Below are 14,702 nucleotides of genomic sequence, written 5' to 3' on the forward strand. Positions count from 1 at the left end.
TCAACTTAAAAACATTACAAACTACTTAGAGTTTCTTTCATTAGCAAAAGCACCCCAATCAGCAACAAGCTTGATTAAAGGAATTAATGTTTTACCAAAATCCGTTAAAGAATACTCAACCTTAAGTGGCGGTTTTGAATAATAAACTTTTCTTTTAATTATTCCATCTTCGGCTAATGATTTCAACTGTAAACTTAGAGTACGCTCCGTAGCAGTTGACATTTTCTTTCTTAGCTCATTGTATCGTAATGTTTCATTCATCAAATTATACAAAATAGCTGCTTTCCACTTCCCACCAATAATCCCCATAGTTAAAGTTGAACAGCAAGGGTAATTTTTCCCATTAAAACTATACATAATTTCACATTTATTTAAACTATCCTTTTTGACCGTTATTGCAAATATAACTAACTTTAAATAGTTTTGTAACTATACTTTCTATAGTATTTTTATATCACATAAATAGTTAACAATACTAAAAACAAAGAAAATGATTGAAACAACAAACAAATTAGACGAACTTTTGATAAAAACGAAAGAGTACATTTCTAAATCATCGGATACAGAATTAAGTCTTAAAGCAAATCCTGAAAAATGGTCGAAAAAGGAAATAATTGGACATTTAATTGATTCCGGAATCAATAATATAAAACGTTTTACAGCAGTTTTAATTGAAAAAGAACCGTATAGAATAAGTCCAATGAAACAAGTTGAACTAGTGAAAGTAAATGATTATCAGAATTCTGAAATAGAAGAACTTTTAGCTTTATTATTCGCAATCAATATTCGAATAAAAAAACTGATGCTTCTCCAAAATACTCAAACACTAGCTACAAAAATTGAATTATATACTGAAGGAAATATGTCTGATTTGAGATATTTGATGGAAGATTATGTTAAACATTTTGAGCAACACATAAATCAAATATTAAAGCCAATAATTGAATAGTAATGAAGTTTATCTAAATATACTTGCAAATAAGCAGCTGCTAACAAAGAACTGTGGTAAAAAACAAGTAAAATTTCATTAATTTACCAATAAAGTACTTCTATAATTTTGGTCGTAGGCTACTCTTGATTTTGCGATTGCAAAAGCCTGTGTATAATTTATTGCTAGTTCTCGCTTATTTCTGAAAATCCTCGCTCCCGATAATTATCGGGATTCTGTTTATATTTATATTTGCTAAATTAGTTGCTTAATTATATAACATTTATAAACATTCTATTAAAATAACATTTATGAAAAATTACTTAACATTTCTAATAGTAGTATTATGTATTAGTTGTAAAGATGACAAAAAAGTAAATTCAGACATAATTGAAGTCAATCAAAAAACGCTTAGCAAACATATTGAACGCCTAGCATCTGATGAATTTTTAGGAAGAAAACCATTTACTGATGGTGAGACAAAAACCGTAAACTATTTAAAAGATGAATTTGAGAAACTAGGTGTTTTACCAGGAAATGGAGATAGCTTTTTTCAAAATGTACCTATGGTAGAAATTTCTGGAACTCCCTCTGAAAACATGGTAATTTCAGGAAAAAATACAAGTTTTAATTTTAAAGCGTTAAAAGATTTTGTAGCCACAACCAATAAAGCTGAAGCTGATGTTAGTCTTGATAACTCTGAGCTTGTTTTTGCGGGTTATGGTATTGTTGCCCCAGAATATGGATGGAACGATTATGAAGGCATTGACTGGAAAGGAAAAACCGCTGTGGTGCTAATTAATGATCCAGGTTTTAAATCAGGAGATTCAACCTTATTTAAAGGAAACGAAATGACCTATTACGGGCGTTGGACTTATAAATATGAAGAAGCGGCAAGACAAGGTGCCGATGGGCTAATCATTATTCATGATACCGAACCCGCTTCCTATGGGTGGAATGTAGTTGAATCTGGTTGGAGCGGTGCTAGATTAACAATTGAAAGTGACGCCCCTCTTTTAAATGTTGAATCTTGGATAAGTAGTGAAAGTGCTAAAAAAATGTTTGATGCTTCCACTATGAAAGATCAAGATTATAAAACGCTATCTAGAAATAAAGACTTTAAACCAATTCCCTTAGACTTAACTGTTTCTGTAGGAATTAAAAATAAAATTAAAAAAGACGTTTCTAAAAATGTAGTGGCTCTTATACCCGGTACGGACAGAAAAGATGAGTATATTATTTACTCTGCACATTGGGATCATTTTGGTATTGGTAAGTCTATTGATGGTGATTCAATCTATAATGGTGCTGTAGATAACGCATCTGGAACTGCAGGCTTATTAGCTATGGCTGAAGCGTTTAAGAAAAGTAAAGAAACAAAACGTTCTATTGTATTTATAGCGGTAACTGCGGAAGAACAAGGTTTATTAGGGTCTTCCTATTATGCAGCATACCCAATCTTCAATCCTAAAAAAACAGTAGCAAATATTAATATTGATGCTCTAGACAGTCCAGGAAAAATGAAAGATTTGACGATTACTGGTTATGGGCAATCTGAAATGGACAGATATGCCAAAGAAGCCGCCGAAAAACAAAACAGATACATTATTCCCGACCCTGAAGCTGAAAAAGGTTATTTCTTTAGGTCTGACCATTTTAATTTTGCAAAAATTGGCATTCCTGCTTTATATGCCAGTGGTGCTTATGAAGGATTTGATAAAAGCATTGAAGACATAAAAAAGTACAATGATTATTATCGCATTAATAAATACCATCAACCATCGGATGAATACAGTGCTGAAACTACGGATTTAAGCGGTGTACGATTAGACTTGCAGTTATTTTACAATGTAGGATTAAAATTAGCTAATGAAGATTATTTTCCGAAATGGTATGACGGTAGCGAGTTTAAAGCTGCAAGAAAGTAAAACTATTCAGTAATGTATAAAGAAAAACTAGCCATTTACGATAAACTGGTAGCCAAATGCCCAAGATTTGAAAGAAAAGGCAAAACCATGCCCTATACTTCCGCTAATGGTTATATGTTTTCGCTTTTAAACAAGGATGGTGAACTAGGCTTTAGATTCTCTAAAGAAGTACAACAAAAATACATTGAAGAATTGAACACAACCCTATTTAAATCTTATGGAGCGGTAATGCGAGGTTATATTTTAATTCCTGATAGTATGCAAAAAGATTTGGATAACTTAGCAAATTATTTGAACGAAAGTTATGACTATGTGATGTCTTTGGAACCAAAGTAAAAAATGAAACTAATTGAATTTTTGCAAATAGCTGGTGTTAAACTATCTTCTGAATTACAACAGGATTTATTAAAAACGCTCATTAAAAAAGAATACAAAAAAGGAGATTTTTTTCATAAGGAAGGTCGTGTTTGTAAAGAACTTGGTTTGCTAACTAAAGGTCAGGTGGCGTTAATTCACCTAGTTGACGGAACAGAATTTACCCGTTGGGTAGGCATTAAAAATACATTTATAACTTCTTTAGGTAGTTTTATTAATGAAATTCCAAGTATTAACGGTTTACAATTTTTATCCGATGCAGAAGTTGAAGTAATGACCAAAAAAGATTTTGACAGGTTATCAAGAACTTATCCTGAATTTCAAGAATTTGTAGTAAAAGCCATAAGCCAAGATTTAGTAAAATACCAGTATTTAGCTGATTTATTTATTACAACAAAGGGCACGGAACGTTATCAAAAATTTCAAGAAAAATATCCTCAACTTGTCAAAGAAGTTCCGCAAAAATATATCGCTACTATTTTAGGAATGAATCCGCGTCACCTAAGTAGAATACGTAAAAAATTAGCTTCAGAATCAAAATAGACAAATGTCCTTGTCAACAATTTTATTTATTTTCATTTTTGAATAAGATTTTAGCCATTACCTTAATTCTGTCAAATAAAAATAGGTATTATGATTGCAAAGACATTCTTTAAAGTATTATTCTCGGCAACTATTCTATTGTCTGTTGTTGCTTCTTGCGAGGAAATTTCTCAAGAAGAACCCCCAATGGACGATTGTAAATACAGCTTCCTCAATGAACCTATAGGATTCTGTGGTTTCGATTTTGATAAAGTACCTTATTGTACGGATTGCCCAGATGAAGAAGGTAAGTTGGGTACTTATAATATTCTAATTGACCAACCCAATGATAAATATAATGATGCAGTACCGCTCAGACCCACGGTTTTAGCCGTGCATGGTTACTTACCAAATACTGAAGAACCCAATGACCCTTGGGGAGCTTGGACCTTAAATTTAATGCGTAAAAATTTTTGCAAATATGGATATACCGTAGCTTCTTTAGAGTATCGTCAAGATATAAAGGATTTTTCTAAGCAACCTATTTGCGAAATTCCCGAAATGGAAATCATAAAAACGCATTATAGGGCTATTCAAGATTTAAGAAAAGCCATTGATAGAATTTATCAAAACCCTGCTGATTATGGTATTGATATCAATAATTTATTCTTATTGGGCAACAGTCAAGGTGGTATGACTGTATTAAATGGGATGCTGGCCAAAGATGAGGATGAGTGGTTGTCCGCTTTCCCATCTGAATTTGGCACTATAAAAAATGAATTAGGTCCTTGGGAAGCAAGACGCCCTATAAAAGGTATAATTTCAATTGCCGGATCAGTGTATAATCTAGATTTTTTTGACGAAAGCGATAACATTCCTCTTTTCTTGGCCCATGGTGTTTGTGATGAAGCCGTACCCTACAAAATGGGAGCTTATTATGATTGCTCTTCTGATATAAAAATTCACGGAAGTTATGATATAGCATGTAAGGCAAACCAATTGAACAAGCCTTATAGCCTACATAGTGTGAAAGGGCTGGGGCATGATTGGACCGAAGAAAAGAACGATGAAATAGCTATAAAAATACGTAATTGGATAAAAGACCAAGTTGTTTGTGGTGAACCTAAACAAGAAGAATTTACTACAACAGCTAATGAAGTGAATTGCCCAGAAACAAGTTCAAGCGTTGTAGATTGCAATTAAGTTCAGAGATAAAAAAACCGATACGTTCTGTATCGGTTTTCTTTATTTTCTAATGTGATGCTTTTATCCTCCAAAGTCATCAAATCTGATGTGTTCATCAGGAATTCCAAAATCCTCACCCATTTTTTGAACCGCTTGGTTCATTAAAGGGGGTCCGCAAAAATAGAGCTCAATGTCTTCCGGGGTTTCGTGATGGTTCAAATAATTATCGATTACACAATTGTGAATAAAACCAACAAAACCATCACCAGGAGCGTCAATATCTTCTTTAACTTTCCAGTTATCTTCCTCTAAAGGTTCTGACAAGGCCATGTAGAATTTAAAATTTGGGAAATCCTTCTCTAAATCTCTAAAATGATCTATGTAGAAAAGTTCGCGTTTAGAACGCCCACCATACCAATAGGTAACTTTCCTACCTGTTTTAAGCGTTTTGAATAGATGGTACAAATGCGATCGCATTGGTGCCATACCGGCTCCACCTCCCACATACAACATTTCGGCATCGGATTCATTGATAAAAAACTCACCATAAGGTCCGGAAATGATTACTTTATCACCTGGTTTTTGATTGAAGATATAAGATGAAGCGACACCAGGATTAACATCCATCCATCCATTTTTATTTCTATCCCACGGCGGTGTTGCAATACGTACATTTAACATAATCTCTCTTCCTTCTGCTGGATAGGATGCCATGGAATAGGCACGTTCTACCACCTCATCGTTCTTCATGGTCAACGGCCAAAGATTAAACTTATCCCATTCTTCTTGAAATTTGTCAGGCGTTTCATGTTCTTCGGGATGTGCGGTAATATCCATGTCTTTGTAGTTAATAACACATGGTGGAATTTCAATTTGGATATATCCTCCAGCCTTATAACCCATATCTTCGGGAATTTCAACAACAAATTCCTTAATAAATGAAGCAACGTTATAATTTCTTACTACCGTAGCTTCCCATTTTTTTATACCAAAAACCTCTTCGGGTATGGTAATGTTCATGTCTTGTTTTACTTTAACCTGACATGAAAGTCTTGCACCAGCTTGTAATTCTTTACGTGTAAAATGTGGTGTTTCAGTAGGTAGTGCTTCTCCGCCTCCCTCTAATACATGACATTCGCATTGAATACAAGTTCCACCACCACCACAAGCAGATGGCAAAAATATTTTTTGACCGCTTAAGGTAGTAAGTAAAGTATCGCCTGAAGGCACTTCTATTTCTTTCTCTCCGTTAATGGTTATTTTAACAGGACCAGATGGTGCCAGTTTTTGTTTTACAACTAATAAAAGAGTCACCAATAACAAAATAATCATTAAAAATGCAATTACCGTAGCTATGATAACTCCTGATGTACTTACTGCTAATAACATATTATTCATTTAAAGCGGTTGTATTTTCTTCTAATTCTTCTTCCTTATCTTTTAAAATGTCGGCATCATTATCTTTTTCATTATCCATCTGAATGGCTTGTTCAGTTGCCACAGGAGCATCACTTCCATCATCGCCACCAGTTAACATTCCTCCAAAGCTCATAAATCCAATTGCCATTAATCCTGTAAGGATAAATGTTATCCCTAAACCTCGCAATGCTGGTGGTACTGATGAATATCTGATTTTTTCGCGAATGGCCGCAATAGCCAATATGGCTAAAAAGAAGCCGATACCAGAACCAACACCATAAGTTAAGGCTTCAGATAAGGTTGGAATTTCACGAGACTGCATAAATAATGAGCCTCCTAAAATAGCACAGTTTACTGCAATTAACGGTAAAAATATACCTAATGAATTGTATAACGCAGGTGCAAATTTCTCAACTACAATCTCAACCAATTGCACCATTGTTGCGATGGTTGCTATAAACATGATAAAGGATAAAAAGCTTAAATCGTAAGCGGCATATTCTTCGCCCAACCAAGATAAAGCTCCTTCTTGCAGTATGTATTGATCTAACAACCAGTTTAACGGTACCGTTACCGCCAATACAAAGATTACGGCAGCACCAAGACCTACTGCGGTCGATACTTTTTTAGATACCGCTAAGTAAGAACACATTCCCAAGAAATATGCAAATACCATGTTATCTACAAAAATCGATTTAAAAAATAATTCTAAATATTCCATATATTATTTATTGAGATTCTGAAACGAGTTCAGAATGACGCTCTGCGTCTAATGTTCTTCTATTAACTCTTTATTTCTACTACGCTGTACCCAAATTATGATTCCAACAACAATTAATGCCATTGGAGGCAATACCATAAAGCCGTTATTTTCATAGCCTATGCTGTATAGTCCTGTTTTTTCAACAGGGTCACCTAACACTTTAAGTCCGAACAACGTACCAGAACCTAATAATTCTCTGAAAAAACCAACAATAATTAAAATGATACCATAACCAGCGGCATTACCAATTCCGTCAAGGAAAGACCGCCATGGTTTCTCGGCCAAGGCAAAAGCTTCAAAGCGTCCCATAATAATACAGTTAGTAATAATCAGACCAATGAATACCGATAATTCTTTACTTAGGGTATATGCAAATGCTTTTAATACTTGATCTACAATAATTACTAAGGTAGCAACAACAATCAATTGAACGATAATTCTAATTTTTGATGGGATAATATTTCGCATCAATGAAATAACGACATTACCTACACCCATTACAAACATTACCGATATTGCCATTACTATAGACGGTTTTAACTGTGCGGTAATTGCCAAAGCGGAACAAATACCCAATACCTGTATGGTTATAGGGTTATTGTCCGTTAGCGGATCGCTCAAGAGTTTTCTGTTTTTTTTGGAAAACAAAGGTTCTTTAGGAGCTTTTATTACTTCTTTTTCTGCTACTTCTGCCATAATTATTTTAATGTTTTAAAATAAGGTACATACATTCTTAAATCTTTCTTTATCATTGCGGTAACACCATCACCCGTGATGGTTGAACCTGCTATAGCATCTACTTCATGATCGTTTTTATCGTTATTTTTAGGATCTGCATTTGCCTTAGCAACCGTAATACCTTTAAACATACCTGATTCATTTAATAAGTGCTCGCCAGAAAAATCATCCATAAAATAGCGTTGTTTAATCTCTGCACCTAACCCAGGTGTTTCCCCTTTATGATCAAAAAACACCCCTTGTACAGTCATTGATTTATCCAAGGCTACAAAGCCCCAAATAGCATCCCATAATCCTTTACCACGAATAGGAACTACATAAATTGGCTCACCCTCTTTTTCTCCTTCAAACAAAGGCAATCTACGTTGATAGTCCGGATCTTTAGCTTTTGCTTCTTCCTTTTTTATATCTATCAAATACGCTTCAGGCTCTTCGATAACTTCATCTCCTTGAATTACATATTGCTTTTTGATGGTGCTATTAAAAACTTCTTCAACCCTATCTGTTGAAACAAAAGCTACATCATTAGCCCCTTCATTGTCGTTAATACCCATTGCGTACAATATGTTCTGTTGTTTTTCAAAACGTTCATTGGCTTTAACCAAAGGTTTTAACCCTTGTGCCAGTCCCGCCAATATAGAACCTACTACAAATACCATTACGATGGCAAAAATAACGGTATAACTATTTTTATCTGTGTTAATTGCCATAACTTAAGCTGTTTTTAATTTTGCTCTTCTTAATCTTTTTTTGACATTGCCCTGCACCACATAATGGTCTATTGTTGGTGCAAATACATTCATTAATAATATTGACAACATAATACCTTCTGGATAAGCGGGGTTAAATACGCGAATCATAATAGCAATAAAGCCTATCAGGAAACCGTAAATCCATTTTCCTTTATTGGTTTGCGATGCAGTTACCGGATCGGTAGCCATAAAAACAACACCAAATGCAAATCCTCCTATGAGTAGGTGCCTCCAAAATTCCGTACTCATTAATCCGTAAAATTTACTGGTTTCGGTAATCCATCCCGCATCTACAACCATATTGAAAATATAACCCATTACCACGGCACCAAGAACTGCACTAAGCATAATACGCCAACTTCCAATTTTAGTAAAAATTAGAAACGCAGCTCCAAGAAGAATCAATAGTGTTGATGTTTCTCCAATAGACCCTGGAATAAAACCAAAAAAGGCATTCCATGAATCTGCGGCCGTATCCATAGTGCCAGCAACATTTTGTGCTAAACTACCCATGATAGTTTCGCCCGAAATGGCATCGGCAGTTGAGCCATTTGCAATTTCGTTAGCTCTTTCTTTTGCACCGTGTACCCAAACTTTGTCACCACTCATCCAAGTCGGGTAGGCAAAGAATAAAAAGGCTCTAATGGTTAAAGCGGGATTCAAAATATTCATTCCCGTACCACCAAATACTTCTTTTCCGATAACTACACCGAAAATTACAGCGATAATCAACATCCAGTATGGTGTATCTATTGGTATAATTAGCGGTACTAACATCCCTGTAACCAAATACCCTTCTTCTACTTCATGTCCCTTAATTACAGCAAAAACAAATTCAACCGCTAGACCAACACCATAAGAAATGATGATTAATGGAAGGGTTTTCCAAAAACCGAGGCTAAAATTTTGAAGTGTCCAAAATTCACTGCTAAAAAAACCGCTAGATACCGCTTGTATTTCGCCTGTGGCCAAATAGTGCTGGTAACCGGCATTGAACATACCAAAAATCAAACACGGAATCAATGCCATAATTACGGTATTCATGGTCCGTTTTAAATCATCAGCTGCTTTAATGTGAGTGCCTGCGTGTGTGGTTTCGTTAGGTGAATATAAAAAGGTATGTATTGCATTAAAAGCCGGAGCCATTTTTGTACCTCTATATTTTTCCTTTATTTTATGTAAGTTCTGTTTTAAACCCATTGTCTTTTATTTATTCTCTCGACTCCGCTCGAGATGACATTTCAATTGACTTTTGTTATTTTTTAACCTATTTCTTCAAACATTAAATCTAAACCTTCTCTTATAATTTTTTGATGGGGTTGTTTGGAAACACATACAAATTCTGTCAAAGCAAAATCTTCCGGTGCAACCTCGTACATTCCCAAGGCTTCCATTTCATCCAAATCTTGATACATGCACGCTTTAAGAATTTGCATTGGGTAAATATCTAAGGGAAATACCTGTTCGTAATTACCCGTTAACACAAATGCTCTATGTTCTCCGTTTGTATTGGTATTTAAGTCGTACTTTTTATTAGGTGTTAACCATGAAAAAGTTAATGCTCTTGTATTAGAAACTTTATTAAAAACTGGTTTGTTCCACCCAAAAAATTCATAATCGTCACCTTCTGGAATTGCTGTTAACTGATTATCATAATATCCCAAATAATCTTCTTGAGATACTTGTTTTCCAGAAAGTACATTACCACTTATAATTCTTGTGTTACTATCTAAATTTTCTGAAACAATATCAGCAATACTAGCTCCGGCAACAACCTCTACATAATTATTTTTAATAAATTGAGATCCTGTCAAAGCAATGGTTCTTTTGATGTTAAACTTACCTGTAAGCAGCAATTCGCCCATAACAACCAGGTCTTGTGGTGTAACCACCCAGACAACTTCGCCTTTATTTATCGGGTCTAATTTAGCGATTTGAGTTCCCACATTACCACTTGGGTGTGGTCCAGAAACCTTGTGAATTTCCGCACCAGATACGTTAGCCAGTGGTGAATTGGATTTTTTACCTATACTTATATGTACTTTACCTTCAGTTAATTTTGACAATGCTGTTATCGCAGCCTGCAATTCAGCTTCTTTGCCCTGTAAGGTATAATCATAATCAGCAGCTAACGGGGCACTGGCATATGCGGAAATAAATATAGCTTTTGGTGCTTCATTAGGGTTTGCAATAACATCATAAGGACGTTTTTTAATAAATGGCCAACAACCTGAGGCTAATAAGTGTGTTTTAATTTCTTCAGCAGTTAAATCATTAGCATTTTTTTTACCAAAGTCTTTATATTCCTGTTGCTTGTCTGCTAAAATTTTAATTTCTAAAATTCTTCGTTTAGCACCTCTAACAATTTCTATTACCTCTCCACTTACAGGCGAGGGAAACATCATATCTTCATGCTGTTTAGAATGAAAAATAGCTTCACCAGCTTTAACTTCTGCTCCTTCTCTTACGATAAGTCTAGGTGTAATTTTGTGGAAATCTTCAGGCTTTAAAGCATAAACATTAGCAAAGGGAAGTGTGTTTGTTACCTTTTCGGCTTCGCCCACAAGCCTAATATCTAAGCCTTTTTTGATACGAATGTCTTTTGACATATTAATTTAGTATAGTTAATTATCAATAAAAAACGGTGCAAATTTAATTATTTTGTACGTGTTTTCTATGTTTTTATATGATAAATTATTATTTATAATAATTCTAAATAACAATTTATTTATCCATAAGAAACTTATAAAATCAAACCCTTTTAAGAAAACCAAATTAAATGATTAGTTTTGGTATAACTTTTGTTTTATTTACCCAAAATAATCAATGTTGCATTATAGATTACATTTTATAGTCACTTTATTTTTTCTAGCATCAATTGGCATAAGCAATGCTCAATCTGGTGTTATTATTAATCCTCCGGAATATATAAAAACAATAGTACTGAGATCAAGACAGGTAAATAATTACGCACCTATTGTAAAATTAGGTGAACCCTTAATTTTAATGTTTGACGATCTTAGCGATAGCCAAGCAGAGTATTCTTATAAAATTGAACATTATGATTATGACTGGAAAATTTCTAAGTTAATAGCTACAGAATTTATTAATGGATATGATAATGATTGGATTAGAGACTTTGAAAACTCTTTTAATACGCTACAGCCCTACACACACTACAGGCTAACTATTCCAAATGAAAAAACACAAATAAAATTAAGTGGCAATTACTTGATTACCGTTTTAGATGAAAATGATAAAATTTTATTTACCAGACCTTTTATAATTTATCAACCGTTAGTTAGTGTTGGTGTGAGTACACATAAAAGTAGGGATGTTGCAACCATTAACTCAAAACAAAATATAGAATTTAGTGTCAATCATCCTGATTTACTTATCAACAATCCTAGTCAAGAAATAAAAGTAGCAATCTATCAAAATAATGACTGGAATACAGTTGTAAAAAATATAAAACCACAATTTTACAGAGGTACACAGTTGTTATATAAGTATTCGGAAAAAGCTTCGTTTTGGGCTGGAAATGAATATTTATTTTTTGACACCAAACAAATTAGAACTGCCAACAACAATATCGCTAAAAGTCGTCTTGACGGGCTGTTCAACACATATTTATACACAGATGAAATGCGTAAAAACAAACCCTATACGTTCTACCCTGACGTTAATGGTAATTTTATAATTAGGACTATTGATAGTGATACAAATGCTACTGAAGCCGATTATTCTTATGTACATTTTACTCTTGAAGCCCACACCGATACTGGCGAAGATGATATTTATGTTTATGGCGATTTTAACGATTGGCAACTGACTGATGAAAATAAAATGTACTATAACGAACGTCTTAAATTATATACCTGCACTATTTTGCTAAAACAAGGTTTTTATAATTATACCTATGTAACCGCAGATGATAAAGGTCAAATAAATAACCACGCCATTGAAGGTTCTTTTTACCAAACAGAAAACGATTATTCTGTACTTGTTTATTATAAACCAATTGGAAGCAGATACGACCAAGTTATTGGCTATGGCCGAGCCAATTCTGAAAACTTACGCAACTAAAACCTTTTCTCTGTATCTACTTTGTACAAACTCTGAATGTTTGAATAAAAATATTCTTATATTTGTGATAATATTCACCACTATTTAGCTATGGTACAGCAAGTAACAAAAGGAATTAAAATATCTGTAAAGACAAAATTTGAAGGCATTAGCCATCAGAGCAACAGACTATTTTTTACCTTTAGCTACCAAATTACCATTGAAAATCAAAGCAATGCGTCTGTTCAATTAATAAGCCGCCATTGGAAAATATTCGACGCTTTAAAAAGTCTCGAAATTGTAGAGGGAGATGGTGTTATTGGTAAAAAACCCGTTTTAGCACCAAAAAAATCTTATACATATAGCTCTTATTGCAACCTTACTTCGCCAACAGGAGCCATGAAAGGGTTTTACAATATGATTAATTTTACCAATACCAGTAGGTTTAAAGTTCAGATACCTTCTTTTCAATTGACCGTGCCGGCTATATTGAATTAGATAGAAGCCTTCCCTAACCCCTTTCAAAGGGGTTGGAATTATTACTCGTTTTTTTGTAGTTTAGCTTTACCAAATTTAGAATGGAATTTTTAAGATTCATTCTCGAATGATTTATGAAATCAACTACCAGATTTTCAAAAAACAAACGTGGTATAGAATGCTTAAACTGTAAGCAACCTATATCTGACAAAGATAATTTCTGTTCTAATTGTGGTCAGGTAAATGACGAACTTCCATTAAGTATTAAGCAGTTTATTTCAGAATTCTTTTCAGGGTTTTTCTCATTTGACACACGATTCTTTAAAACGTTTTTACCTTTATTATTTAAACCAGGTAAGGTTACAAATGATTATGTTGAGGGTAAACGCAGAAGATATGTAAACCCCTTTCAGCTCTATCTGCACGTAACTATTGTTTTCTTTTTGCTTCAAGGACTATTTTCTACAATTGATGAATATAAAATATCAGGAGTTTCCTCTATGGATAAAGCTGAAACTTCATTAGATACGATAAATGCGAAAGATTCTAATGATGACAAAATTAATTTAATCAAGGATAGTGCGTTGGCAAATTTACCTCTTTTTAAAACTAAGGATAGTTTAGTAAACTATAATACTGAAGGAATAAAGAAAAATTCTACTAAAACGAATACACTCAAACAAAAACTACTTTTCAGAATTGATTCTATTTTTATGACTACTGATTTTTTAAACAAACTAAAAAGTGACGCTATTTCAGAAGATGAAAAAGATTCTATTTATGAGGATTTTTACAAATCTAACATCAAATTTATTTCGATACAGGTAAATGATGATGCTAAAAATGATGAGTGGGAAGATGTTCAAAAAATGTCTGCATTAAACGAAGATGCCAATAATTATACACGGCAAATATTTACGACAAAAGAGGTAAACTACATTATACCTGAGGAGTTTACCCTAGCATTGGAAGATCGGGCCATAAGTAATTTCGTTGGACAAAAACTATTTAAGAAAATCAGTGATTTTTTAAAATATAACAAAGAAAATAAAGAGGCAACCGCCATGGAAGCCATAGAAGATTTAGGTTTAGAAAAAACAAGATGGAATGCTTTTTATTACAAAATAGCTCAAAATATTAATAAAGCTAAAGACGATGCTGAATTTAGGTCAGCTTATGGTAAAAAAATCATATCGAATATATCATTAGCTTTATTCTTCTTACTTCCTATTTTCACCCTATTAGTTTCATTACTTTATATAAGACACAAATGGAATTATACAGAGCATTTGGTATTTGTTTTTAATGTACAAACCGTATTCTTTTTGTTGCTTATTTTCTTTAATATATTTGATAGAATACTAGATACAGACCTTGGTATTTTAATATTTATTCCACTGTTTTTGTTTTATTTGTTTAAAGCCCTGCGTAATTTTTACGAGCAACATTGGTTTAAAACCTTCATAAAATTTATTATACTCAATAGTTTTTACTATATTTTATCTGCTATAGGTTTACTCATTGTTTCCTTTGTCGCCTTCGTTTTGTAG

15 protein-coding genes are annotated in these 14,702 nt (G+C 33.6%); 8 read left to right on the top strand and 7 right to left on the bottom strand.

Going from position 1 to position 14,702, the window contains the following annotated elements; genetic code table 11:
• Positions 1 to 21: 21 nt before the first annotated feature.
• Positions 22 to 357: a winged helix-turn-helix transcriptional regulator gene (locus U5A88_RS11990; RefSeq protein WP_354206747.1), complete on the bottom strand. Its 336-nt coding sequence runs from the start codon at positions 355 to 357 to the stop codon at positions 22 to 24.
• A 133-nt stretch (positions 358 to 490) separates the two neighbouring features.
• On the opposite strand from U5A88_RS11990, the gene U5A88_RS11995 reads away from it, so the two are divergent.
• The 5 genes from U5A88_RS11995 to U5A88_RS12015 all read left to right on the top strand — a co-directional run bounded on the left by U5A88_RS11995 (position 491) and on the right by U5A88_RS12015 (position 4,956).
• On the top strand, positions 491 to 949 hold the full coding sequence (locus tag U5A88_RS11995) for a DinB family protein (RefSeq protein ID WP_354206749.1): 459 nt from the start codon (positions 491 to 493) through the stop codon (positions 947 to 949).
• A gap of 290 nt (positions 950 to 1,239) precedes the next feature.
• Positions 1,240 to 2,856, top strand: a complete 1,617-nt coding sequence (locus tag U5A88_RS12000; protein WP_354206751.1) for a M28 family metallopeptidase — start codon at positions 1,240 to 1,242, stop codon at positions 2,854 to 2,856.
• A gap of 12 nt (positions 2,857 to 2,868) precedes the next feature.
• Positions 2,869 to 3,192 (top strand): hypothetical protein, encoded by a 324-nt coding sequence (locus U5A88_RS12005; protein ID WP_354206753.1) that lies wholly within the window; start codon positions 2,869 to 2,871, stop codon positions 3,190 to 3,192.
• A gap of 3 nt (positions 3,193 to 3,195) precedes the next feature.
• Positions 3,196 to 3,774 (top strand): Crp/Fnr family transcriptional regulator, encoded by a 579-nt coding sequence (locus U5A88_RS12010; protein WP_354206755.1) that lies wholly within the window; start codon positions 3,196 to 3,198, stop codon positions 3,772 to 3,774.
• 90 nt (positions 3,775 to 3,864) lie between these two features.
• Positions 3,865 to 4,956, top strand: coding sequence for an alpha/beta hydrolase family protein (locus tag U5A88_RS12015; RefSeq protein ID WP_354206756.1), 1,092 nt, complete (start codon positions 3,865 to 3,867; stop codon positions 4,954 to 4,956).
• Between the two features lie 63 nt (positions 4,957 to 5,019).
• On the opposite strand, the gene nqrF is transcribed toward U5A88_RS12015, so the two are convergent.
• The 6 genes from nqrF to U5A88_RS12045 all read right to left on the bottom strand — a co-directional run bounded on the left by nqrF (position 5,020) and on the right by U5A88_RS12045 (position 11,219).
• Complete coding sequence (nqrF, locus tag U5A88_RS12020) at positions 5,020 to 6,327, bottom strand: NADH:ubiquinone reductase (Na(+)-transporting) subunit F (RefSeq protein WP_354206758.1); 1,308 nt, start codon at positions 6,325 to 6,327, stop codon at positions 5,020 to 5,022.
• Position 6,328: 1 nt separating this feature from the next.
• On the bottom strand, positions 6,329 to 7,078 hold the full coding sequence (gene nqrE, locus U5A88_RS12025) for an NADH:ubiquinone reductase (Na(+)-transporting) subunit E (RefSeq protein ID WP_354206760.1): 750 nt from the start codon (positions 7,076 to 7,078) through the stop codon (positions 6,329 to 6,331).
• A 48-nt stretch (positions 7,079 to 7,126) separates the two neighbouring features.
• On the bottom strand, positions 7,127 to 7,816 hold the full coding sequence (locus U5A88_RS12030; protein WP_354206762.1) for an NADH:ubiquinone reductase (Na(+)-transporting) subunit D: 690 nt from the start codon (positions 7,814 to 7,816) through the stop codon (positions 7,127 to 7,129).
• 2 nt (positions 7,817 to 7,818) lie between these two features.
• A complete protein-coding gene (locus U5A88_RS12035) occupies positions 7,819 to 8,568 on the bottom strand; it encodes a Na(+)-translocating NADH-quinone reductase subunit C (RefSeq protein WP_354206764.1) in 750 nt (249 codons plus the stop codon).
• 3 nt (positions 8,569 to 8,571) lie between these two features.
• Positions 8,572 to 9,810: an NADH:ubiquinone reductase (Na(+)-transporting) subunit B gene (locus U5A88_RS12040; RefSeq protein ID WP_354206766.1), complete on the bottom strand. Its 1,239-nt coding sequence runs from the start codon at positions 9,808 to 9,810 to the stop codon at positions 8,572 to 8,574.
• A 62-nt stretch (positions 9,811 to 9,872) separates the two neighbouring features.
• Positions 9,873 to 11,219: a Na(+)-translocating NADH-quinone reductase subunit A gene (locus U5A88_RS12045; RefSeq protein ID WP_354206768.1), complete on the bottom strand. Its 1,347-nt coding sequence runs from the start codon at positions 11,217 to 11,219 to the stop codon at positions 9,873 to 9,875.
• 217 nt (positions 11,220 to 11,436) lie between these two features.
• Here U5A88_RS12045 and U5A88_RS12050 point away from each other — a divergent pair, with 217 nt between their 5' ends.
• The 3 genes from U5A88_RS12050 to U5A88_RS12060 all read left to right on the top strand — a co-directional run bounded on the left by U5A88_RS12050 (position 11,437) and on the right by U5A88_RS12060 (position 14,702).
• A complete protein-coding gene (locus tag U5A88_RS12050; protein WP_354206770.1) occupies positions 11,437 to 12,696 on the top strand; it encodes a type IX secretion system plug protein in 1,260 nt (419 codons plus the stop codon).
• A 90-nt stretch (positions 12,697 to 12,786) separates the two neighbouring features.
• Entirely contained in the window at positions 12,787 to 13,173 is a 387-nt protein-coding gene (apaG, locus tag U5A88_RS12055; RefSeq protein WP_354206771.1) for a Co2+/Mg2+ efflux protein ApaG, read from the top strand.
• Positions 13,174 to 13,286: 113 nt separating this feature from the next.
• Positions 13,287 to 14,702 carry a DUF3667 domain-containing protein gene (locus U5A88_RS12060; protein WP_354206773.1) on the top strand — a complete coding sequence of 472 codons (1,416 nt, stop codon included), beginning with the start codon at positions 13,287 to 13,289 and terminating at the stop codon, positions 14,700 to 14,702.

The sequence above is a fragment of the Aureibaculum sp. 2308TA14-22 genome (assembly GCF_040538665.1).
Classification (GTDB): Bacteria; Bacteroidota; Bacteroidia; order Flavobacteriales; family Flavobacteriaceae; genus Aureibaculum.

Coding starts and splice junctions, on each gene's coding strand:
- U5A88_RS12005 (WP_354206753.1), top strand. CDS start 2,869: ATGTATAAAGAAAAACTAGCCATTTACGATAAACTGGTAGCCAAATGC.
- U5A88_RS12050 (WP_354206770.1), top strand. CDS start 11,437: ATGTTGCATTATAGATTACATTTTATAGTCACTTTATTTTTTCTAGCA.
- U5A88_RS12030 (WP_354206762.1), bottom strand. CDS start 7,816: ATGGCAGAAGTAGCAGAAAAAGAAGTAATAAAAGCTCCTAAAGAACCT.
- U5A88_RS12000 (WP_354206751.1), top strand. CDS start 1,240: ATGAAAAATTACTTAACATTTCTAATAGTAGTATTATGTATTAGTTGT.
- nqrE (WP_354206760.1), bottom strand. CDS start 7,078: ATGGAATATTTAGAATTATTTTTTAAATCGATTTTTGTAGATAACATG.
- U5A88_RS12015 (WP_354206756.1), top strand. CDS start 3,865: ATGATTGCAAAGACATTCTTTAAAGTATTATTCTCGGCAACTATTCTA.
- U5A88_RS12010 (WP_354206755.1), top strand. CDS start 3,196: ATGAAACTAATTGAATTTTTGCAAATAGCTGGTGTTAAACTATCTTCT.
- U5A88_RS11990 (WP_354206747.1), bottom strand. CDS start 357: ATGTATAGTTTTAATGGGAAAAATTACCCTTGCTGTTCAACTTTAACT.
- U5A88_RS12035 (WP_354206764.1), bottom strand. CDS start 8,568: ATGGCAATTAACACAGATAAAAATAGTTATACCGTTATTTTTGCCATC.
- apaG (WP_354206771.1), top strand. CDS start 12,787: ATGGTACAGCAAGTAACAAAAGGAATTAAAATATCTGTAAAGACAAAA.
- U5A88_RS12045 (WP_354206768.1), bottom strand. CDS start 11,219: ATGTCAAAAGACATTCGTATCAAAAAAGGCTTAGATATTAGGCTTGTG.
- U5A88_RS12040 (WP_354206766.1), bottom strand. CDS start 9,810: ATGGGTTTAAAACAGAACTTACATAAAATAAAGGAAAAATATAGAGGT.
- U5A88_RS12060 (WP_354206773.1), top strand. CDS start 13,287: ATGAAATCAACTACCAGATTTTCAAAAAACAAACGTGGTATAGAATGC.
- nqrF (WP_354206758.1), bottom strand. CDS start 6,327: ATGTTATTAGCAGTAAGTACATCAGGAGTTATCATAGCTACGGTAATT.
- U5A88_RS11995 (WP_354206749.1), top strand. CDS start 491: ATGATTGAAACAACAAACAAATTAGACGAACTTTTGATAAAAACGAAA.